Origin of the sequence: Enterobacter quasihormaechei (assembly GCF_004331385.1) — a bacterium.
Lineage (GTDB): Bacteria > Pseudomonadota > Gammaproteobacteria > Enterobacterales > Enterobacteriaceae > Enterobacter > Enterobacter quasihormaechei.
This window is the reverse complement of sequence record NZ_SJON01000026.1, coordinates 1-20318: the sequence shown is the minus strand read 5'-3', so window position 1 is coordinate 20318 and position 20318 is coordinate 1. Positions and strand designations below refer to the sequence as shown.

General features: G+C 57.9%; 18 protein-coding genes. All 18 read left to right on the top strand.

Features of this window, described 5'->3' with window-relative positions; translation table 11 throughout:
• Positions 1-2 precede the first annotated feature (2 nt).
• The 18 genes from tssA (at position 3) to E0L16_RS20960 (ending at position 20246) form a co-directional block, all read left to right on the top strand.
• Entirely contained in the window at positions 3-1019 is a 1017-nt protein-coding gene (tssA, locus tag E0L16_RS21045; RefSeq protein ID WP_131638173.1) for a type VI secretion system protein TssA, read from the top strand.
• A gap of 75 nt (positions 1020-1094) precedes the next feature.
• Positions 1095-1619, top strand: coding sequence for a type VI secretion system contractile sheath small subunit (gene tssB, locus E0L16_RS21040; protein WP_022648413.1), 525 nt, complete (start codon positions 1095-1097; stop codon positions 1617-1619).
• 3 nt (positions 1620-1622) lie between these two features.
• Positions 1623-3122, top strand: a complete 1500-nt coding sequence (gene tssC, locus E0L16_RS21035; protein WP_063868514.1) for a type VI secretion system contractile sheath large subunit — start codon at positions 1623-1625, stop codon at positions 3120-3122.
• 374 nt (positions 3123-3496) lie between these two features.
• Positions 3497-3979 carry an Hcp family type VI secretion system effector gene (locus E0L16_RS21030; protein ID WP_014884229.1) on the top strand — a complete coding sequence of 161 codons (483 nt, stop codon included), beginning with the start codon at positions 3497-3499 and terminating at the stop codon, positions 3977-3979.
• 72 nt (positions 3980-4051) lie between these two features.
• The gene (locus E0L16_RS21025; RefSeq protein WP_131638171.1) at positions 4052-5041 is read left to right on the top strand and encodes a hypothetical protein; all 990 of its coding nucleotides are present in this window, start codon (positions 4052-4054) and stop codon (positions 5039-5041) included.
• On the top strand, positions 5035-5451 hold the full coding sequence (locus E0L16_RS21020; RefSeq protein ID WP_131638169.1) for a hypothetical protein: 417 nt from the start codon (positions 5035-5037) through the stop codon (positions 5449-5451). The genes E0L16_RS21025 and E0L16_RS21020 overlap by 7 nt, the downstream gene beginning before the upstream one ends.
• Before the next feature lie 90 nt (positions 5452-5541).
• Positions 5542-7326: a type VI secretion system-associated FHA domain protein TagH gene (gene tagH, locus E0L16_RS21015; RefSeq protein WP_131638167.1), complete on the top strand. Its 1785-nt coding sequence runs from the start codon at positions 5542-5544 to the stop codon at positions 7324-7326.
• Positions 7323-8120, top strand: a complete 798-nt coding sequence (locus E0L16_RS21010; RefSeq protein ID WP_063449579.1) for a PP2C family protein-serine/threonine phosphatase — start codon at positions 7323-7325, stop codon at positions 8118-8120. Before tagH ends, E0L16_RS21010 begins: the two co-directional genes overlap by 4 nt.
• A 16-nt stretch (positions 8121-8136) precedes the next feature.
• The gene (locus E0L16_RS21005) at positions 8137-9123 is read left to right on the top strand and encodes a hypothetical protein (protein WP_063868520.1); all 987 of its coding nucleotides are present in this window, start codon (positions 8137-8139) and stop codon (positions 9121-9123) included.
• A gap of 9 nt (positions 9124-9132) precedes the next feature.
• The gene (locus E0L16_RS21000) at positions 9133-9945 is read left to right on the top strand and encodes a type VI secretion system accessory protein TagJ (RefSeq protein WP_131638165.1); all 813 of its coding nucleotides are present in this window, start codon (positions 9133-9135) and stop codon (positions 9943-9945) included.
• Positions 9938-10501 carry a type VI secretion system baseplate subunit TssE gene (tssE, locus tag E0L16_RS20995; protein ID WP_015570336.1) on the top strand — a complete coding sequence of 188 codons (564 nt, stop codon included), beginning with the start codon at positions 9938-9940 and terminating at the stop codon, positions 10499-10501. Before E0L16_RS21000 ends, tssE begins: the two co-directional genes overlap by 8 nt.
• A gap of 2 nt (positions 10502-10503) precedes the next feature.
• Complete coding sequence (tssF, locus tag E0L16_RS20990) at positions 10504-12375, top strand: type VI secretion system baseplate subunit TssF (RefSeq protein ID WP_131638163.1); 1872 nt, start codon at positions 10504-10506, stop codon at positions 12373-12375.
• Positions 12372-13415, top strand: a complete 1044-nt coding sequence (gene tssG, locus E0L16_RS20985) for a type VI secretion system baseplate subunit TssG (RefSeq protein ID WP_131638161.1) — start codon at positions 12372-12374, stop codon at positions 13413-13415. Before tssF ends, tssG begins: the two co-directional genes overlap by 4 nt.
• A 38-nt stretch (positions 13416-13453) precedes the next feature.
• A complete protein-coding gene (gene tssH, locus E0L16_RS20980; RefSeq protein ID WP_131638159.1) occupies positions 13454-16069 on the top strand; it encodes a type VI secretion system ATPase TssH in 2616 nt (871 codons plus the stop codon).
• Positions 16070-16093: 24 nt separating this feature from the next.
• Positions 16094-17527: a serine/threonine protein kinase gene (locus E0L16_RS20975; protein WP_112793038.1), complete on the top strand. Its 1434-nt coding sequence runs from the start codon at positions 16094-16096 to the stop codon at positions 17525-17527.
• Between the two features lie 25 nt (positions 17528-17552).
• Positions 17553-19019, top strand: a complete 1467-nt coding sequence (locus E0L16_RS20970; RefSeq protein ID WP_131638157.1) for a Tle-like phospholipase domain-containing protein — start codon at positions 17553-17555, stop codon at positions 19017-19019.
• A gap of 11 nt (positions 19020-19030) precedes the next feature.
• Positions 19031-19777, top strand: a complete 747-nt coding sequence (locus E0L16_RS20965) for an ankyrin repeat domain-containing protein (protein WP_165498433.1) — start codon at positions 19031-19033, stop codon at positions 19775-19777.
• A 52-nt stretch (positions 19778-19829) separates the two neighbouring features.
• A complete protein-coding gene (locus tag E0L16_RS20960; protein WP_242672239.1) occupies positions 19830-20246 on the top strand; it encodes a hypothetical protein in 417 nt (138 codons plus the stop codon).
• Positions 20247-20318: the final 72 nt, after the last annotated feature.

The window sequence follows — 20318 nt, the reverse complement described above, 5'->3', positions numbered from 1 at the left end:
TTATGAATATCGATGAATTTCTCGCGCCGATAAGCCCCGACAACCCCTGCGGTGAAAACCTGGAGTACGACGCCGATTTCCAGGCGATGAACCAGGCAAGCCAGGGAAAAGCCGAGCAGCAGTTTGGCGACACCATCATCCCGGCAGAGCCCGCAGACTGGAACACCGTTGAAAAGCTCGCCACCGGCCTGCTGACCCGCACCAAAGATCTTCGCGTGCTGCTGGCGCTCACCCATGCCTGGACGCGTCGCCGCGGACTGGCAGGCTACGCCGACGGGCTGCTGCTGGTGCAGGAAGCGTTGTCCCGCTACTGGGAACAGCTCTATCCGCTGCTGGAAGAGTATGGCGAAACCGATCCGTTCTACCGCATCAACGCCCTCGCCGGGCTGAGTGATAAATCCGACCTGACCGTCGCGGTGCGCAACGCCTCGCTGCTGCGCTCAAACGGCGATGAAATTTCGCTGCGCGACGCGCAGGCGCTGCTCGACGGCAGCAAAACCGAATGCCCGGACTACCCCGGCGGTCGCCCGAGGCTGATTGACGAGCTGGCGCGCGGCGACCAGCCCGGCACCGCGGCGGTTATCGTGATCAACGAGCGCCTGCTGGCTATCCGCGAACTGCTTACCGGCTATCTCGGCGAAAGCGGCGTGCCGGAGATGGAACAGCTGCTGAAAACCGTCGGGCTGGTTTCCAGCGCCTGTCAGGTAACCGATATCAGCAAGCTGCTGCCAAACCGTGACGCGCAGGCTGAACCGCACGCCGAGCCACAGCAGGTGGCCCCCCAGCCCGTCCAGCAGGTGACGGACTGGCGCAGCGTGCAGGTGACCAGCCGCGCCGACGCGCAGCTGATGCTGGAAAAAGCGAAGCAGTATTTTGCGCAATACGAACCAAGCCATCCCGCACCGCTGATGATTGAACGGGTGCAGCGGCTGTCTGAACTCAACTTTATGGACATTATTCGCGACCTGGCGCCGGACGGCGTTAACCAACTGGAAAACATCTTTGGACGCCGCGAATGACGCGTCCTGGCATTATGACGACAGGCATGGAGTCTGCCGTTTCACCTTCACCGCGCATCTTTGATGGAGAACATCATGGCAATGAGTAACAGTGGACAGAAATTCATCGCACGCAACCGTGCTCCCCGCGTGCAGATCGAGTACGACGTAGAGATCTACGGTGCAGAACGCAAAATTCAGCTGCCGTTTGTGATGGGCGTTATGGCCGATCTGGTTGGCAAGCCGGTGGAAAACCTGCCAGCCGTCGACGAGCGTAAATTCCTGGAAATCGACATCGATAACTTCGACGAACGTATGAAGGCGCTGAAGCCGCGCGTGGCGTTCCAGGTAGATAACACCCTGACCGGCGAAGGTAAGCTCAACGTCGATCTGACTTTCGACAGCATGGACGACTTCCTGCCGGACGCGGTGGCCCGCAAAGTTGAGCCGCTGAACAAGCTGCTGGAGGCGCGCACGCAGCTCTCTAACCTGCTGACCTATATGGACGGCAAAAACGGCGCGGAAGAGCTGATTGCAAAAATCCTTCAGGATCCGACGCTGCTCAAATCCCTGAGCCAGATGCCAAAAAATGACGAAAGTGCGAAAGGTAGCGAGGAATAATCGATGAGCAACCAGACTCAACAACACGATCAGCAGGCGGGTCAGGCGTTCAGCCAGGACGAGTTCAGCGCGCTGCTGAACAAAGAGTTTCGTCCGAAAACCGACCAGGCGCGCTCCGCCGTCGAAAGCGCGGTAAAAACTCTGGCGCAGCAGGCGCTGGAAAATACCGTCACCTTCTCTAACGACACCTACCGCACCATTCAGAACCTGATTGCCGGTATCGACGAGCAGCTCTCGCAGCAGGTGAACCAGATCATTCACCACGATGAGTTCCAGAAGCTGGAAAGCGCCTGGCGCGGCCTGAGCTACCTGGTCAACAACACCGAAACCGACGAGATGCTGAAGATCCGCTTTATGAGCATCTCCAAGCAGGAGCTGGGCCGCACCCTGAAGCGCTACAAGGGCGTGGGCTGGGACCAAAGCCCGATTTTCAAAAAAATCTACGAGCAGGAGTACGGCCAGTTTGGCGGCGAGCCGTTTGGCTGCATCGTCGGGGACTACTACTTCGACCACAGCCCGCAGGACGTTGAGCTGCTGGGCGAGATGGCGCGCATCGGCTCTGCGGCCCACTGTCCGTTCATCACCGGCACCGCGCCGGGCGTGATGCAGATGGAATCCTGGCAGGAGCTGGCTAACCCGCGCGATCTGACCAAGATCTTCCAGAACACCGAATATGCCGCCTGGCGTTCCCTGCGTGAATCCGAAGATGCCCGCTATCTGGGGCTGGTGATGCCGCGCTTCCTGTCGCGTCTGCCTTACGGCATTCGCACCAACCCGGTGGACAGCTTCGATTTTGAAGAGCAGACCGACGGCGCGAACCACAACAGCTACTCGTGGGCGAACGCGGCCTATGCGATGGCCGCGAACATCAACCGCTCCTTCAAAGAGTACGGCTGGTGTACCTCGATTCGCGGCGTGGAGTCCGGCGGGGCGGTGGAAAACCTGCCGTGCCATACCTTCCCGAGCGATGACGGCGGCGTGGACATGAAGTGTCCGACCGAGATCGCCATCAGCGACCGTCGTGAAGCCGAGCTGGCGAAAAACGGCTTTATGCCGCTGGTGCACCGTAAAAACTCCGACTTTGCCGCCTTTATCGGGGCGCAGTCCCTGCAAAAACCAGCCGAGTACCACGATCCGGATGCCACCGCGAACGCGCGTCTGGCCTCCCGTCTGCCGTACCTGTTTGCCTGCTGCCGCTTTGCCCACTACCTGAAGTGCATCGTGCGCGACAAAATCGGCTCCTTCCGCGAGCGCGAAGAGATGGAGCGCTGGCTGAACGACTGGGTAATGAACTACGTTGACGGCGACCCGGCGAACTCCTCTCAGGAGACCAAGTCCCGTAAACCGCTGGCGGCTGCGGAAGTGCAGGTGCAGGAAATCGAAGATAATCCGGGCTACTACGCCGCGAAGTTCTTCCTGCGCCCGCACTACCAGCTGGAAGGTCTGACCGTTTCCCTGCGTCTGGTATCTAAACTTCCGTCTCTGAAGACGAAAGACGCGTAATAGCGTCAGCATGCTGACAACGTGCGTTTTGTGAGTTTCGCCCGGCGGCGCTACGCTTGCACGGGCCTACAATGAAACGTGCAATTTATTGATATCGTTGCGCAATGTAGGCCGGGTAAGCAAAGCGCCACCCGGCAAGAAAGACGGCTAAATTGTTAATCCTGTCCTTAACGGGTTCCACAATAACGCACGGTAATAAAGACTTCACATTCATTCCGTTATTTCGGGGGAATGTAAGACTGTCAAATGACACGGGTCGTTTGATATGAGGCAGAGGTAAAATATGGACGGTTTTATTCAGCCCCATGCTTTCCTGTTTGCCATATAAGGGCTTTTTCGAAAGCAATATTGTTCATCCACGAAGAGTAGATATTATGGCTATTGATATGTTTCTGAAGGTCGAGGGTGTTACGGGCGAATCTAAAGATTCTAACCACACCGGCTGGACTGACATTACCTCCTTCTCCTGGGGCGCGTCCCAGCCAGGTAATATGAGTGTGGGTGGTGGCGGTGGTGCCGGTAAGGTTAACTTTAACGATCTGCACGTTAACGCTCTGATCGACAAATCCACTACAGCAATCCTGAAACACTGCGCAAGCGGTAAGCACCTGACCAAAGTTGAACTGTCCGTCTGCAAAGCGGGTGGTCAGCAGGTTGAATACACCCGCATCACCCTGGAAGACGTTCTCGTGACTTCCGTTCAGTACACCGGTGCAGACAACGGCGATACCGTTGGCGTGACCTATGCATTCCAGGCTGCGAAAGTGAAACAGCAGTACTGGGAGCAGACCACTGCCGGTGGTAAAGGTGCTGAAAGCAGCGCTGGCTGGAACATCAAAGAAAACAAAGAAGCATAATTGCGCATATGGCCGGGGAGATATCCCCGGTCATTATTCGGAAGGCTTAATTTATTTTTTAGAGAATGAATTATGAGCGTAAAATCAATGATTTCCCCGGGTTATTGCGTTGTGCAGCAGGCGGGGACATTAGATTTCCAGGCCAGACTTCTGTTCAGTAAACCTGATAGTGAAGCGGCGCGTTACTTTATGCAAATCAACAGGGATACAGCATGGTTGAAGCCAGGGCAAATATTAATTCTTAATACCCCCGGTGCTGAGAATACTGTTCAGCTAAAACAATTACAAAATGCAAAGCAAAAGGTTAATGGAGCCCTGTCAGAGCTAAATACAGATGAGGCCAATTTCTTTAATAAACATTTTAATACCATCGCAGCATTAACAAATTTTATGGATAAATCCCTCGGGGTGGTTGCTGATGCGGGTGAAAGGTACTTTAGCGAAATAGAAAAGAAATTAAAAGCTATTGAGTTGGCTTATCAAAATCAATACAGAACGCAAGGGACGTTGATCGGGCAGCAGTTTTTTGTTGAGAGACAAAAACTTTTTTCTGAGCTGGACGTTTTATTAAATAAGCTTTCCAGACTAACGCTGAAACTGAAACCTTATGAAGAAATCAAGCACGCTTTAGGTTTATCAAGCAGGTCGATTGTCCACGAATGGAGTACCGCAGGTGTTGCCTCGATACGAGGGTATTCAACATATGTAGACAATGCATCAAAAGCTGCCCGTTACCTGAAAATGGGAGGATGGCTTGCTATCGGCTTCGCTGGTGCAAACACAACCAATGAAGTTTATGATGCCTGTACAGTAGGTAGAGAGCAGAATTGCTCTAAAGTCGCCGTTAAGAAGTACAGTCAATTCGGTGCAAGTCTTGCGGGCGGGATTTATGGCGGAAAATATGGAGCCATGGCTGGCGCTGGCGTATGTGTTGCATTGGGAGTGGCAACAGGTGGTGTAGGGTTGCTCGCATGTTCCGTGGTAGGCGCCGCTGCGGGTGGATACGTTGGTGGCGAAGTAGCCGGTGGAGCAACGGAATATGTAATGGATAAACTATGGTGAATGTAGAAAATATTCTTTTATTTCTGATCGTAGTTTTATTCTTAATTGTCGTAATCATGGATCTCGCTAGTTCTCGTTATTTTAAAAGACACGAAACTGAATATAATCTACTTCTTTCAGAATATAGGCAAAAAGGCTACGATCTCGATCTGGTGACAAATACCGCATCATTTTTTGGTTCGCTGGCGAATTATCAAAAAATAATCTGGTTTGTTCGTCTTCGCAAAGGCGTGAAGATGAAGTTTACCAAAGACAGAAATGTTCAGGATGATGCCTATAAATTCGTTCAGGCTTTACCGGAAGAGAGAATTGGCTGGATATTAAAACTGCATCGGCGCTATAAAATTCAGGCCTTATTTTTTACACTATGGCTGCTTATCGGCATTATTTTCCTGAATTTAGTCAAATAGCACTAATCAGTTCTTAACCCCCAAACCCCGCCGTTCTCACCCCCGAGAGCGGCAGCGTTTGAGCGCTAATCATACCAGCAGGAATACGCCATGCGATTCACGATTATTTCTACGAAACCCGGTCACCAGCCGCCGCAAAGCAGCTGTGATTTTTATGCCCCGGGCGGCACCATTGGGCGCGGTACGGATAACAATCTGGTGCTGCCGGACAACGATCGCACTATCTCGCGTTTGCAGGCTATCGTTCACGTCGACGCCAGCGGCGAATGTCGCGTCACGAACCGTGGCAGCGTCACCCGCGTGGTATTGAATGATATTCCGCTGGAGCGTGGGCGTCAGGTTGAGCTTCAGGATGGGGATATTCTCGGTATTGATGATTATCGCATCGAAGTCAGCGAACTTATTCACGATACCCAGCCCGTGAGCCGCATGGCGGCCAGCATGCAGCAGGCGCGTCCAGCGGCAACACCTGCACCGGCAGCGGCGCCGCAACCAAAACCGGCCAGCGCCGCGCCTCGCGGAAAAGCGGAACCTACGGCCGTGCCGTCGGAAATCTGGGACAGCCTGATGCAGGAGTTCTCCATCTCCGACAGCATCTCCAGCAACCGGGCGAAACCACAGCCCGCCGCGTCCCACGACCCGTTCTCCCAGCCCGCGGCTCCGGAGCGGAATGCCGAAGATCCGCTGGCGATGTTCAACGACACCGATCCGGCACTTGAACGTAAAAACGTGGATCCGGACTCGCTGTTCAGCGATGACGCGTTGTTCAAACAGGAGAGCATCTTTGACGATGTCACCCCTTCAACGCTGGTGCAGCCGGACGAAAGCAAACCTGCCCAGCCAAAGGAAGAGGCCGCGGATGAACTCGATCCGTTAGCCCTGTTTGGCGGGACGGCCAGCGCGCCTGCCGCGCGTCACGACGACCCGCTCGGCCTGATGGGCGGCGCGCCGTTGACCCATCCGGATGAAATCACGGCTGATAAGCCGGAGCCAAAGCCTGAACCTCAGCCCGCACCGGAAGAGGATGCGCTTGCCGGTTCGCCGCTGTTCGATCCGGAACCGACTGAACCGCAGGACGCGCCGCGCGCGGAAGAAGAAGAGCCCGCGCGTCCCGATTACGGCGGCTTCACCATGCCAACGCCGCAGGCCGTGGCGCGCAGTCACGCCCAGGCGCCTAAGGGCCGCCTGCGCATCGACCCGGTTAAAAACGCCGCATCCCCCGCTGCTGCCGCACAGACCGGCGAGCGGGGCGAGGTGCTTCAGGGCGAACTGCTGGAGGCGCTGCTGGAAGGCATGGGCCTGAGCGAAATGCAGCCGGTGCCGCAGTTTGACCGCGAAAACATGCGTCAGCTGGGCCAGATCCTGGGTATGTTCTCGCAGGGGACCGTGGCGCTGCTTTCGTCGCGCTCCATCCTTAAGCGCGGGGTAAAGGCCGATATGACCATGGTACTCGACGATGCCAACAACCCGTTCAAGCTGCTGCCAACCGGTAAAACGGTCCTGATACAGATGTTCGGCACGCCGATGCCGGGCTTTATGCCACCGACCAAATCGGTGCGTGATGCACTGATCGATCTTCAGGCGCACCAGCTGGGGATGATCTCCGGTATCCGCGCCATTATCGCCGCTATGCTGCAATCCTTTAACCCGGAACAGCTGGAAGAGCAGGCGAAGCAGAACGGGATGACGTCGCGCCTGGCGCTGCCGGGCAGCCGTAAAGCCGCGCTGTGGGATTATTTCGTTCGCAGCTATGGCGAGACGGCGGGCGAGATCGAGGACGACTTCCATACCCTGTTTGGCGAAGCCTTCCTCCATGCCTATGACATGGAGGTCAATCAGTACAAAGACTCACAAAGCGGATCCGAAGAAAAATGAATATCGCAACGGCTTCTCTCTCCCGCCAGGGGACGCGCGCCAGCAACCAGGATCAGACGGGAGAAACCATCGGGGAACGTTCAGCCTGCTTTGTCGTCTGCGACGGCATCGCGGGCCTGCCGGGCGGCGAGGTGGCCGCTGAGCTGGCCCGCAACAGCATTATTTCCCGCTTTGATGGCGACAAGCACCTGAATGCGCAGCATATTCGTGACTACGTCCAAACGGCGAACCGCACCATCCTCAGCGAACAACAGGCGGTGCAGGACTATCGCCGGATGGGCACCACGCTGGTCAGCCTGTTTATCGACAGGGATTACCGTCTGGCCTACTGGGCACACGCCGGTGACAGCCGCCTGTACCTGTTTCGTCGCGGCTGGCTGTGGCACGTCACCACCGATCACAGCCTCGTCCAGCAGATGAAGGATGCCGGACATCAGACCGACGATCTCAACAGCAACCTGCTGTATCTGGCGCTGGGTATTGAGAATGGCGGACCGGAAGCGAGCTACAGCGATGTGGTGCAGGTTGAAGACGGCGATGCATTTTTACTCTGCACCGACGGTTTCTGGCACGGCGTCAGCGAAGAGCAGATGAAGCAGTCGCTGCACATGGTCAATACGCCACAGGAGTGGCTGACCTTAATGAACCAAATCATTCAAAAGAATGGCGAACAGGAGGGCAATGCTCAGGATAACTACACCGCTGTGGCGGTGTGGATGGGCAACCCTCAGGACACCACTTTGCTGCATACGCTCTCTGACGCAGCACAATTTCTTCCCTGCGGAACTGATTAGACACACAAGGATTGATATGAAACTTTGGCTATCGGGTTTGGCTCTTCTGACGGTGGCGACCACCGCACAGGCTGAAAACTTCCGCATCGTGCAGTCTCCTGCGCAGAAGCTGGATATCTGGATCGACAACATTAAAGACAATACGCCGCAAAGCTGGTGTAAGTCGGACGTGGCGCTGCGCATCGTGGCGAACGGTAAGAAAGAGGTTTCGGTGCTGGAAAACTTCGTGCCGCGCCTTGGCTCGCTGCTGGAGCACCAGTGCAGCAAGCTGAATACCCTCAACTGGACGCTGAACGATCCGCAGGGGACGACGCTTGCCCGTGGCACGGCGGCTAAAGCGCAGGACTGGGCGCTGGTGGTAAAGCAGCAGGAAACGGCGGTGGCAGCAACCACCACCCCGGGCGCGCTGCTGCCGCCTGACCAGAATCCGGAGACGCACACCGTAGCGGCAGACCGTACCCCATGGCAGGAGTTTACCCTTCAGGACGGCTGCCACCTGCGCACCTTCTGGGAGGGCGGTTCCTCCGCGCCGGCGCTGTTTATTCCTGACTCCGACACCACCCGCTGCGGTAACGGCAGCTGGCTCAGCGGCCACACGGTGGTGACGCAAAACCGTAACGGGACGCAGAAAGCGATTCCGGTCACCTACATTCACGGCTTCCCGGTGATGGGGCTGAACAACGCGGTCGATCCTGAAAACGCGCTGATCACCTCCGTCAACAAAGAGCGCATGGTCTTCAGCACCCAGAACAGCGACCAGAGCTGGATGATCCTGCCGTACGACAGCACCCTGAACGGCTGGAAGAGCAACGGCACGGTGGCGGTGGAAATCACCCGCGAGATCGCCAGCGACGACGCCCGACTTCAGGCGCGTATCGCCGAGGTCAAGAAGATCTGGAGCGCATGGGTTGCACCGGGCGCTGAGCTGAACGTTGTTCTGATCGACACGCTGCGCCCGCAGCTGCGCGATCCGGCAATAGGCGCCTGGCGCGCGGCGAATTAAGGAGTGGCCATGAATACGCTTTATCAACGCCTGGCGGGTGAGTCGATTAACGACGCGCTGCTTCGCCTGGAAGCCGATATCAAAGCCCGCCCGGCGGATGCCGACCTGCGCGCCGCGTTTGTGCAGTTTCTGATCCTCAGCGGTAACTGGGCGCGCGCCCTGACCCAGCTGAAAAGCTGGCTGGCGCTGAAGCCGCAGGCAAAACCGACCGTGACGCTGCTGGAGCAGGCCATTCAGGGCGAACAGCAGCGGGCCCGCGTGTTTGCAGGAGAGGCGCGTCCGGCGATGCCCGAGGCGCAGTGGCCGTGGCTGACGACGTTAGCCCAGGCGCTGACGGAAAGCGGCGAGCACGCGCAAACGCTGCGTCTGGCGGCACTCGAACAGGCCCCGGCAAGCCGCGGACAGGTCACGCTGGAGAATGAAGAAAACCAGCCCTTCGACTGGCTGATGGACGGCGATGCCCGTCTGGGTCCAGTGTGTGAAACCCTGGTCAATGGCCGCTATTTCTGGGTGCCGTTCTGCGCCATCGACACGATCCGTTTCCAGGCTCCGGCCAGCGTGACCGATCTGGTATGGCGTCATGCGCTGGTCCGCCTCACGGACGGCAGCGAGCAGGTCTGTCAGATCCCGGCGCGTTATCCGTTTGCTGACGGCGCTTCCGATAGCGTTAAGCTGGGGCGCACTACCGAGTGGCTCCCGCTCGACGATGATGGCGTCCTGTATGAAGGCATGGGGCAGAAAGCCTGGCTGAGCGAGCAAAGCGAAAGCCCGCTGCTCACCCTGAGCCTGGTGACGTTTGCTGCGGATGGTGCGGATGAGTAATCCCGCTGGCGAAGGCGATCTGCTGCGCAGCGGCTGGCAGGCCCGCAGCAGGCAGGAGAAAGTGGGGGCACGCGACAAGATGCAGCCCTCGCTACTGGATCGCCTGACGGATAACGATCCGGAAAAAAAACGCGAGTCCGCCAACAGCAATCTGATCACCCACGCCGCGCTGCGTCGCAACGTTCTGCGGGATTTACAGTGGTTGTTTAATACCATCAACCACGATGCCTCCAGCGACTTAAGCGGGCTGACGCAGGTGAGCCGTTCCGTCGTCAACTTTGGCGTTGCGCCGCTGGCGGGGAAAAGAATGTCCGATATCGAATGGCACGACATTCAGCGTAAGCTCACCGAAGCGATTATTAACTTTGAACCGCGGATCCTCCCGCAGGGGCTTCAGGTTCGCTGCGTGTCCGATACCTCGTCGTTAGATCTGCACAACGTGCTGTCCATCGAAATCAAAGGCCGCCTGTGGTGCGTGCCGTATCCGCTGGAGTTTCTCTTTCGCACCGACGTCGACCTTGAAAACGGCCATTTTGAACTGAAGGATGCGGGGTAATTATGGAAAGCAAACTGCTCGAATATTACAACCGTGAACTGGCCTATCTGCGCGAGATGGGCGCGGAGTTCGCCGAACGCTACCCGAAGGTGGCGGGGCGGCTTGGTATGCGCGGCATCGAAGTGGCGGACCCGTACATCGAGCGGCTGATGGAGGGTTTTGCCTTTCTGACCTCCCGCGTGCAGATGAAGATGGACGCCGAGTTCCCGCGCTTTTCACAGCGCATGCTGGAGATGATTGCGCCGAATTATCTGGCGCCCACGCCGTCGATGGCGATCGCTGAAATTCAGCCCGACAGCAGCCGCGGCGACCTGAGCAAAGGCTTCATCGTGCCGCGCGGCACCATGATGGACAGCCTGGCGCTGAAAAAAACCGGCGTCACGTGCAGCTATACCACGGCGCACGAGGTGAACCTGCTGCCGCTAAAAATCGACAGGATCGAGCTCGGCGGCGTGCCCGCCGATCTGCCGCTGGCCCAGCTCGGCCTGAGCCAGCGGGGGATCAGCAGCGCTTTGCGGATCCGCATTGCCTGCGATGGCCCGCAGCACCTCGGACACCTGGATTTTGACCGCCTGGAGTTCTTCTTAAGCGGCCCGGACATCGAAGCGCTGAAGCTGCTGGAGCTGGTCATGGAGCGCCACGCGGGCATCGTCTGCCAGACGGTCAGCAAGCAGCCCCAGCGCCAGCTATTGTCGTCTGACGCCCTGCGTCAGGAGGGCTTTGACGCGGACCAGGCGCTGCTCCCGGACGATCTGCGCAACTTTGACGGCTATCGCCTGTTGCAGGAGTACTTTGCGTTCCCGGCACGCTTTCGCTTCATCAGCCTGAGCGGGCTGGGTAAGCTGATCCAGCGCTGCGAAGACGAAAAGGCGTTTGATATCTTTATTCTGCTCGACAAGAGCGACGATCAGCTGGAACGCGTAGTGGACGCCAGCCACCTGGCGCTGCACTGCACGCCGGTGATCAACCTGTTCCCGAAAGTGGCTGCACGACAGAAGCTGAACGAAGGCCAGCATGAATACCATCTGGTGGTGGATAACATCCGACCGCTGGATTATGAAATTTATGCCGTGAAAAAAATCTACGCCAGCGCCGACGGGCAGCGGGACGACCAGACGTTTCGACCGTTCTGGAGTACCTGGAGCGGCGACGCGGGTAACTACGGCGCCTACTTTTCCCTGCGCCGCGAGCAACGCGTTCTCTCGGAACACGCGCTGCGCTACGGCACCCGCACGGGCTATATCGGCTCGGAGGTCTTTGTCTCGCTGGTGGATGCGCAGCACGCGCCGTGGCAGGAGAACCTGCGCTACATTTCCGCCGAGGTGCTGTGCACCAGCCGCGACCTGCCGCTGATGCTCCAGCAGGAGCTCGGACAGTTTATTATGGCCGACTCCATGCCGGTGAAGGCGTTAACCCTGCGCAAAGGCCCGACGCCGCCGCGTCCGGCGCTGGCGGAAGGGTTCAGCACCTGGCGACTCATCAGCCAGCTGCAAATGAATTACCTCAGCCTGATGGACAGTGAAAACGAAGAGGGCGCCGCCGCGCTGCGTCAGCTGTTAGGGCTGTATGCCAACCTGGCAGAGACGCCGGTTGCCCGTCAGGTGGATGGCGTTCGCCACTGCGTGCTGGAGCCGGTTCACCGCCGCGTGCCGGAGCCGGGCCCGGTGGTGTTCGCCCGCGGGATCAGCATCACCCTGACCGTGGATGAACGCGCCTTTTCCGGCGCCAGCCCATGGCTATTCGGCAGCGTGCTGGAGCGACTTTTTGCCCGCCTGGTCTCCATCAACAGCTTTACGGAATTCACGCTCAAGAGCCAGCAGCGTGGCGAAATCGGCTTCTGGGCGCCGCGCATGGGTAAAAGGGCGCTGGTATGAGCGAGGTTGCCTCTGCAACGCTGCGCGTGCATCGCCTGACGCCGCTGCCCGATGCTTTCTGGCGTGGGGTGCGCGAAACGCCGTGGCGCTACGATCTGTTCCAGCTGTTAAGACGCATTGATGCCCAGGGCGGTGAACGTTATCCGCTGGGACGCGCGCCACTGCCGAAATTTGAGCCGCTGCGTATTGGTCAGCAGCCTTCGATGGGCTTTGCGCCGTCAACGGTTGCCGAGGTGCGGCAGCGGGAAGAGAACGGGCTGCATGAGGTTTCTATTCTGAGCTTCGGCCTGTTTGGTCCTAATGGCCCGCTGCCGGTACACATGACCGAGTATGCCCGCGAGCGTATTCATCATCATCAGGATCACAGCCTCAGCGCGTTTGCCGACCTCTTTCACCACCGCCTGACGCTGCTGTTTTACCGCGCCTGGGCGGACGCGCAGCCTGCCGTTTCACTGGATCGCGACGACAACAGGCGCTTCGAAGGGTATCTGGCGTCGCTGATTGGCATGGGCCAGCCCGGTCAGATGTCGAAAGGCAGCCTGAGCGCGCATGCCCGCTTTACCCACGCCGGGCACCTGACCCGCCACGGGCGAGATCCGGAAGGGCTGGAGAAGATCCTGCGCAACTATTTCAACGTTCCGGTCAGGCTGGTGGCCAACGTCCCGCAGTGGATGCCGCTCTCAACGCGGGAGCAGGCACAGCTGGGCGAGGGGCGGCGCCTGCCGCGCATGGGGGAGTCCGCCTTCCTCGGCATTGCGGTACGCGACGTGCAGCATAAGTTTCGGCTGGAGATTGGCCCCTTAAGCGCAGACGAGTACAACCGTTTTTTGCCGGGCGAAGGGTGGGTCACCGAGCTGCGCGACTGGGTGCGACAGTATGCCGGGGTGGAATTTGAATGGGAAACACGGGTGATCCTGCGCGCCGATGCGGTGCAGGGCGCCACGCTCGGCAGTGCCGGGCGATTAGGGTACAACACCTGGCTGGGCCTTCAGCCTCAGCCTGTTCCGCGTGGCGATCTGGTGTATCGCGCAGAGCGATAATCCTTCCGTATACCGAATCATTGTTAATGGAAACTAACATGTCAGAAATTAGCCGTGCCGTGCTTTTCGGCAAACTGGATACGCTGTTATTTACCTCTCTGGAGAGCGCGACTGCCTTCTGCAAACTGCGCGGCAACCCGTACGTTGAGCTGGTGCACTGGCTGCATCAGCTGATGCAGCAGCAGGATGGCGATCTGCAACGGGTCATCCGTCACTTCGCCCTTGATGAACAGCAGCTGACGCGCGATATCGTGGCGGCGCTGGATGCCCTGCCGCGCGGCGCCAGTTCCGTCTCTGACCTTTCCGAGCATATCGACAGCGCCGTCGAGCGCGCCTGGGTTTACGGCTCGCTGAAGTTTGGCGTGAGCCGCATCCGCGGCGGCCATTTGCTGATCGGCATCCTGAAAACGTGGAATCTGGCTAACGTGCTGAAAAGCATTTCGGCGCAGTTCACCCGACTTAACGTCGAGGTGCTGATCGAGCTGTTCGACGCCATTTGTGCCGACAGCAAAGAGAGCCAGCAGGCTGCCGCTGCGGCGGATGCGCCCGCCGGTGCCGTTCCGGCCGCGCAGGGCACGCTGGCGCAGTATGGTCAGGATCTGACGGCGCGCGCCCGGGAAGGCAAGATTGACCCGGTGGTGGGGCGCGATGAAGAGATCCGCCAGATGGTCGATATCCTGATGCGTCGTCGCCAGAACAACCCCTTGCTGACCGGGGAAGCCGGCGTCGGGAAAACCGCGGTCGTGGAAGGGCTGGCGCTGCGTATCGCCGACGGCGACGTGCCGGAGCCGCTGCAAAACGTTCAGCTGTGGCTGCTGGATATCGGCATGCTTCAGGCCGGGGCGGGCATGAAGGGGGAATTTGAAGCGCGCCTCCAGGCGCTGATTAACGAGGTGCAGTCCAGCGCCACGCCGATTATTCTGTTTATCGATGAGATCCACACCCTGATTGGCGCAGGCGGACAGCAGGGCACCGGCGATGCCGCTAATCTGCTCAAGCCAGCCCTGGCGCGCGGCCAGCTGCGCACCATCGGCGCGACCACCTGGGCGGAATACAAAAAATACATTGAGAAAGATCCGGCGCTGACCCGCCGCTTCCAGACCGTACAGGTTCACGAGCCGGATGAAGCGAAAGCCGTACTGATGCTCCGCAGCACCGTGTCGCCGCTGGAAACCCATCATCAGGTTTTACTTCTCGACGAAGCGGTCAGCGCGGCGGTGAAGCTGTCGCATCGCTATATTCCTGCGCGTCAGCTGCCGGATAAAGCGGTGGCGCTGCTGGATACCGCCTGTGCGCGCGTGGCCGTCAGCCAGAGCGCGCCGCCTGCCCAGCTGGAAGACTGCCTGCGCCATCTTGCCGCGCTGGACGTGGAAATTGAAATTGCTGAACGCGAAGCCCGCGTCGCAGCCGGTGACGCAGAGCGCGTAACGACGTTACGCGCCGAACGCGATGCGTATGAAATAAAACGCGAAGCCCTTTCCCGCCGCTGGGAAGAAGAGCGTACGCGGGTGCAGGAGATTATCCGCCTGCGTGCCGCGCTGTTTGCGGCGGGTGATGAGGATACGGCTGAACTGCGCGGCCAGCTGGCGGAGCAGCAGCAGGCGCTGACGACCTTACAGGGCGACGAACCGCTGCTGTTTGCCGCGGTGGATGAAAACGTGGTGGCGGCGGTGGTCTCGGACTGGACCGGGATCCCGCTGGGCCGGATGGTGAAAAATGAGATCGACGCGGTGCTTAACCTGGCCGACACGCTGAACCAGCGGGTCATTGGCCAGCGCCACGGCCTGGATCTGATCGCCCGTCGGGTGAAAACCGCGCGCGCGAAGCTTGACGATCCGAACAAACCGATCGGCGTATTTATGCTCTGCGGGCCGTCCGGCGTGGGTAAAACCGAAACCGCGCTGGCGCTGGCGGAGTCGCTTTATGGCGGCGAGCAGAACGTCATTACCATCAACATGAGCGAATTCCAGGAAGCGCACACCGTATCGACGTTAAAAGGTGCGCCTCCGGGCTATGTGGGCTATGGTGAAGGCGGCGTCTTAACCGAGGCCGTGCGCCGCCGTCCCTACAGCGTGGTGCTGCTGGACGAAATTGAAAAAGCGCACCCTGACGTGCACGAGATCTTCTTCCAGGTCTTCGACAAGGGCTGGATGGAAGACGGCGAAGGGCGTCACATCGATTTCCGTAACACCATTATTATTCTGACGTCTAACGTGGGTACCGACCTGATCAGCGCCATGTGCGCCGACCCGGAGCTGATGCCGGAGCCCGATGCGCTGAGCGGCGCCCTGCGCCAGCCGCTGCTGGAAGTCTTCCCGCCGGCGCTGCTGGGGCGTCTGTTGGTGGTGCCGTATTACCCGCTGAGCGACGAGATGCTGGGGCAGATTGTCCGTCTCCAGCTCAAGCGCATTCAGCGACGTCTGGAAGAGAATCACAACATTATTTCTGAATTTGACGACAGCGTGGTCGAACAGATTGTTCAGCGCTGTACCGAGGTAGAGTCGGGCGGACGTATGGTCGATGCGATTCTGACCAATACGTTACTGCCTCAGATGAGCCAGATTTTACTTACCGCCAGCCGCAGCGACGAGCAGTACCGACGTCTGCACGTCACCTGCGAGCAGGGCGAGTTCCACTGTCAGTTTGCCGCGTAATAATCATCAAGAGAACTGTAAAAGATGACGGATAATGATAACAATCGGACTGTCCCAAACGCGCTCCCGGTCGGGTACCGTTTCAATGAGTTTGAAATAAAAGAGGTGATTGGCGGCGGCGGATTCGGCATCGTCTATCGCGCCTGGGATCACCAGCTCGAACGCACTATCGCTATCAAAGAGTTTATGCCTTCCTCCCTCGCCGTACGCGGCGAGGATATGACGCTGGTGCTGCGCAGCGAGCGCTTTGGCAAAGCGTTTTCTGCTGGCCTCAACAGCTTCATCCAGGAAGCCCGCCTGCTGGCGCGCTTTAACCACCCGAACCTGCTGCACGTGCTGCGTTTCTGGGTGCAAAACGACACGGCCTACATGGGGACGCTGTTTTACAGCGGCACCACGCTGTCGCGTCTGCGCGAAGAAAAACCTGAGCTGATTAACGAGGCGTGGATCCGCCGCATGCTGCCGATGCTGTTTGGCGCCATCAAAACGATCCACGACGAAGGCTATCTGCACCGCGATATCTCGCTGGATAACATTCAGATTCAGGATAACGGCCTGCCGGTGCTGCTCGATTTCGGTTCGGCGCGCCGCACCATCGGCAACCTCTCGGACGAGACGGAAACCATGCTGCGTCCGGGATTTGCGCCTATCGAGCAATACACCGACGACAATGAAAGCGAGCAGGGGCCGTGGACGGATATTTACGCGCTCGGCGCCGTGCTGCGTACCCTCATCGTGGGCTCACCGCCGCCGGTCAGCGTGGTGCGTTCAATTCAGGACACCTGCAAACCGCTGGTGGAGCTGATGCCGCAGGGGTATTCCATCCCGCTGTTACAGGCCATCGACAAGGCGCTGGCGCTGCATATGGAAGACCGTCCGCAATCCATTGAGGAGTTCGCGGCGCTGATCGAGATGCCCGTCGCCGGTATCGACGAAGTGCTGACCGCGAAAAAGACCGGCACGATGCTGGTGCCGGTGGAAGAGGAAGCGTCTGCTTCCGCGCTGGACTGGCGACGTTACAAGCTGCCGGGTCTGGTTGCTGCGGGCGTGCTGGTTGGGGTTGTAGCCGGCGCGATGCTGTTCGGCGGCGGCAGTCAGGATACGCCAGCGCAGACGGCGCAAACGCCTGCCGTGAGTCCTCCGGCTAACACCACCGCCGCACCGGAAACCAAGCCGGCAACCGCAGAGGTGAGCGAACCGGTTGCGCCACCGGCTACGGCACAGCAGAGTGCGCCGCCTGTCGACGCCAGCCCGGTCGCACTGGTCTATATCCGCATGCTGGATGGCGAGACGCTGAAGGTTAACGGCGAGCCGAAGGCGCTGCGTCCGGGCAATAACGGCTACGCATCGCTGAAACTGCCGGCGGGTGAAACGCGTATTGAACTGGAAGGCAATGGAAGAACGCGTACCCAGACGCTGGATATTGCGAAGCCAGGCACCTGGCTGGTGAATCCGTAAGCCTGCGGGTAACAGGACGGAGCGAATGTATAACATCAAGTTTGTCTATCTTTTCCACGAGAACGTCTCGCCGGCGCTATTTGCGAAAATTATCCGCCCGTCCGTTGCCGGGCAGTGGATTATGTCGGTTCCCGACCACTCGCTGCGCTCGCTCTTCACGCGCTATGATTTGCTGCGCACGATCACCGGCGCAAATCCTTATCAGTCCGGGCGTGATACCCGCACGCTGATCGCGCAGGATCTGGAGATGGGCAGGGTGGTCGCCATTGATGAAAGTTTTCGTGACTGGTCATCAGTAACGGAAATTTTTTATATCAACGCCAAAGGGCAACTTCAGGCTGCGTCCCTGGTCGGGCTGGGCTGGTATCCGGTGAGTACGATCGTCGACCGTTATGAAACCATGGTGAGAACGTATGGTTCTCGCCCTGCGCCAACGGTACTGCCGAAGCAGGTGGTGAAATCGAAAGCGGCGCAGGTGCCGGACGAGCCGACCCCGGGCAAAGACGGCAATACCTATGCCGCACAGCTTCAGCAGATGACCAAAGCAGAACGCTGGCAGGCGCGTAAAGATCTGATCGCGAAGGGGAGCAGCAGCCTGTATCCGGACGCGCAGATCGCGGCTAAGCGGCTGGCGGCGAATAATATCGCGGTGGAAAAAGCGAAGCTGGCGGAGAATATTTACAAGACCGTCAACCCCCTGGAAGCCACGCCCGGCGTGCCGGAGGGGTGGACGGATATCAGTAATGACGATGCGCTGTTAGGAAAGTTCGGGCTGAACAAATCGATGCTTTTTGACGATGACACATCCCCCAATTTTCTGGCGCGCGTCTATCAACCGAAGCCGGACGTGTTCGGCACTGACATGAACCCCACGCTGGTATTCAGGGGATCGCGCGAGCCTGGTTTCGCCTCGCTGTCTGAGAATGTCTCCTCTTTACTGACCAAAGGGGAGCTGGCGCCGGTGGTAAACGGGGCTGACTGGTCGAATAACTTCTCGCAGGGCATGGGTATGGCTTCAGATTATTATAAAAAGGCCGTGAGTATTGGTAAGGAGCTGGCAAGGTCAGGCCAGGATATTGATATTGCCGGACATTCCCTTGGCGGTGGCCTCGCCTCTGCAACCTCCATGGGCAGCGGGAAAGCGGGATGGACGTTCAATGCCGCAGGTCTGAATGCCGGAACCGTAGAAAAATACGGCGGCAAGCTATTAGGCAGTACGGATAATATCCAGGCGTATCGGGTAGAAGGTGAACTGCTCACCAGGATCCAGGAAGTTAATCCCTGGGAAGATCTTAAAACAATGAAAGGGCATGTCCCTTCGTGGATCCTCAAAGAGGAAATCTCTGCGCTGAGCCCTAACGCTGCCGGAATTCCTCACGATCTCCCTGGTGGAACCGGAAGCGCGCTGGACCGCCATGGCATTAACCAGGCGATAGATTGCATAGAGCAACAGAAGGATGAGGATATTTCGATAATCGGGAGTCGATTGTGAAAAAACGTTTGATGGCTCTTATCGCATTATGTTTTTTATTCATGATTCAGGGGTGCAAGCAGGATATGGAACTTAATCCACAGGACTACTTCAGCGGCCAGCAGCTTGAACTGGCGAAAGCGATTGAGGAAGGCGACGTCGATGCGGTGAAGACGCTTGCGCCAGACAGCGACCTTAATCAACCAGGAAAGCAGGATATGACCCTGCTTTTCTGGGCCCTTGGCAACGCAATTAATGATAAAAAAACGTCGAACCATTTAGAGGTCATTACGTTGCTTGTTCAGGCCGGCGCAGATCCGCTCCAGCCTCGACCACAGGGAAAAAGCAGTCCTGCTGAATTTGCCCTGAAGGGCGACAGCGCGGACTGGATCGACGCGATGCTGGACGGTGGCCTCTCACCCAACGTGAAAGATAAGGTTTTCCACGAACCGATCGTCTTCCAGTCGCTTAAAGCGAAAAATACAGAGACGCTGGAAGCCATGCTCGATCGCGGTGCTGACGCCAACTCAACCAACTCACTGGGTAAAACGCTGGTGTTTGATGCGCTGGATAACCAGTCATACGATCATGTCTTGTTGCTGCTCGATCGTGGAGCGGATCCGTCAATTAAGGCCAAAAATGGCTGGTCGATGAGCAATGCGCTCGCGGACGCGCTGAATGGACTGGACCGAGGCAGTGAGCAGTACGAGAAATTAAACGAAATAAAAGAGAAGCTCATCCAGAAGGGGGGCGAATGGCCACCTCAGCCCGTTAAGTAATTGCTTAACGGCCATGAAAGTCAGAGATAAGGTTTTCATTTTCTGAGGATGCATGGATGCCCTGGCCATTGTGCTCTATTGTGCCCAGTCCGTGCGTCATGACAGAATCCCTTTTATTTCCGATATACACGCCTTCAGTACGGTTGTGAACACGCTGTCTGCTGGCGGGTATAGCGCTCTGGTTACTCTTTTTTTTATTCTCGATTTCTTGCTGTTGCTCTCTTTTATTGCCTCAGCATGGTGCTTCTTCGCCCGGAATTTATACGCGAGCAGACTGGCATTCTGTCAGGAAATACTGCGTCTAATTACATTTCGCTACTCAGTTTCCCTTTTTCCCCTGGTGTTAAGTTTCACGGGCGTGATGAATGTCTGGCTAAATGGCTTTTTGTTCTTTTTGTCAGAGTTTCTGAAAATCTATTCCCTGTGGATTTATAAATATGAAGGGGAAAGGCCCCCTGTTAAAGAGTAAGACTGCCAACAACCAGAACATTCACGTTTAAAAAAGCCTTGCGTTAATAATATTCTCAGCATAAACCATTAC

Coding starts and splice junctions, on each gene's coding strand:
- tssA (WP_131638173.1), top strand. CDS start 3: ATGAATATCGATGAATTTCTCGCGCCGATAAGCCCCGACAACCCCTGC.
- tssB (WP_022648413.1), top strand. CDS start 1,095: ATGGCAATGAGTAACAGTGGACAGAAATTCATCGCACGCAACCGTGCT.
- tssC (WP_063868514.1), top strand. CDS start 1,623: ATGAGCAACCAGACTCAACAACACGATCAGCAGGCGGGTCAGGCGTTC.
- E0L16_RS21030 (WP_014884229.1), top strand. CDS start 3,497: ATGGCTATTGATATGTTTCTGAAGGTCGAGGGTGTTACGGGCGAATCT.
- E0L16_RS21025 (WP_131638171.1), top strand. CDS start 4,052: ATGAGCGTAAAATCAATGATTTCCCCGGGTTATTGCGTTGTGCAGCAG.
- E0L16_RS21020 (WP_131638169.1), top strand. CDS start 5,035: ATGGTGAATGTAGAAAATATTCTTTTATTTCTGATCGTAGTTTTATTC.
- tagH (WP_131638167.1), top strand. CDS start 5,542: ATGCGATTCACGATTATTTCTACGAAACCCGGTCACCAGCCGCCGCAA.
- E0L16_RS21010 (WP_063449579.1), top strand. CDS start 7,323: ATGAATATCGCAACGGCTTCTCTCTCCCGCCAGGGGACGCGCGCCAGC.
- E0L16_RS21005 (WP_063868520.1), top strand. CDS start 8,137: ATGAAACTTTGGCTATCGGGTTTGGCTCTTCTGACGGTGGCGACCACC.
- E0L16_RS21000 (WP_131638165.1), top strand. CDS start 9,133: ATGAATACGCTTTATCAACGCCTGGCGGGTGAGTCGATTAACGACGCG.
- tssE (WP_015570336.1), top strand. CDS start 9,938: ATGAGTAATCCCGCTGGCGAAGGCGATCTGCTGCGCAGCGGCTGGCAG.
- tssF (WP_131638163.1), top strand. CDS start 10,504: ATGGAAAGCAAACTGCTCGAATATTACAACCGTGAACTGGCCTATCTG.
- tssG (WP_131638161.1), top strand. CDS start 12,372: ATGAGCGAGGTTGCCTCTGCAACGCTGCGCGTGCATCGCCTGACGCCG.
- tssH (WP_131638159.1), top strand. CDS start 13,454: ATGTCAGAAATTAGCCGTGCCGTGCTTTTCGGCAAACTGGATACGCTG.
- E0L16_RS20975 (WP_112793038.1), top strand. CDS start 16,094: ATGACGGATAATGATAACAATCGGACTGTCCCAAACGCGCTCCCGGTC.
- E0L16_RS20970 (WP_131638157.1), top strand. CDS start 17,553: ATGTATAACATCAAGTTTGTCTATCTTTTCCACGAGAACGTCTCGCCG.
- E0L16_RS20965 (WP_165498433.1), top strand. CDS start 19,031: ATGGCTCTTATCGCATTATGTTTTTTATTCATGATTCAGGGGTGCAAG.
- E0L16_RS20960 (WP_242672239.1), top strand. CDS start 19,830: ATGGATGCCCTGGCCATTGTGCTCTATTGTGCCCAGTCCGTGCGTCAT.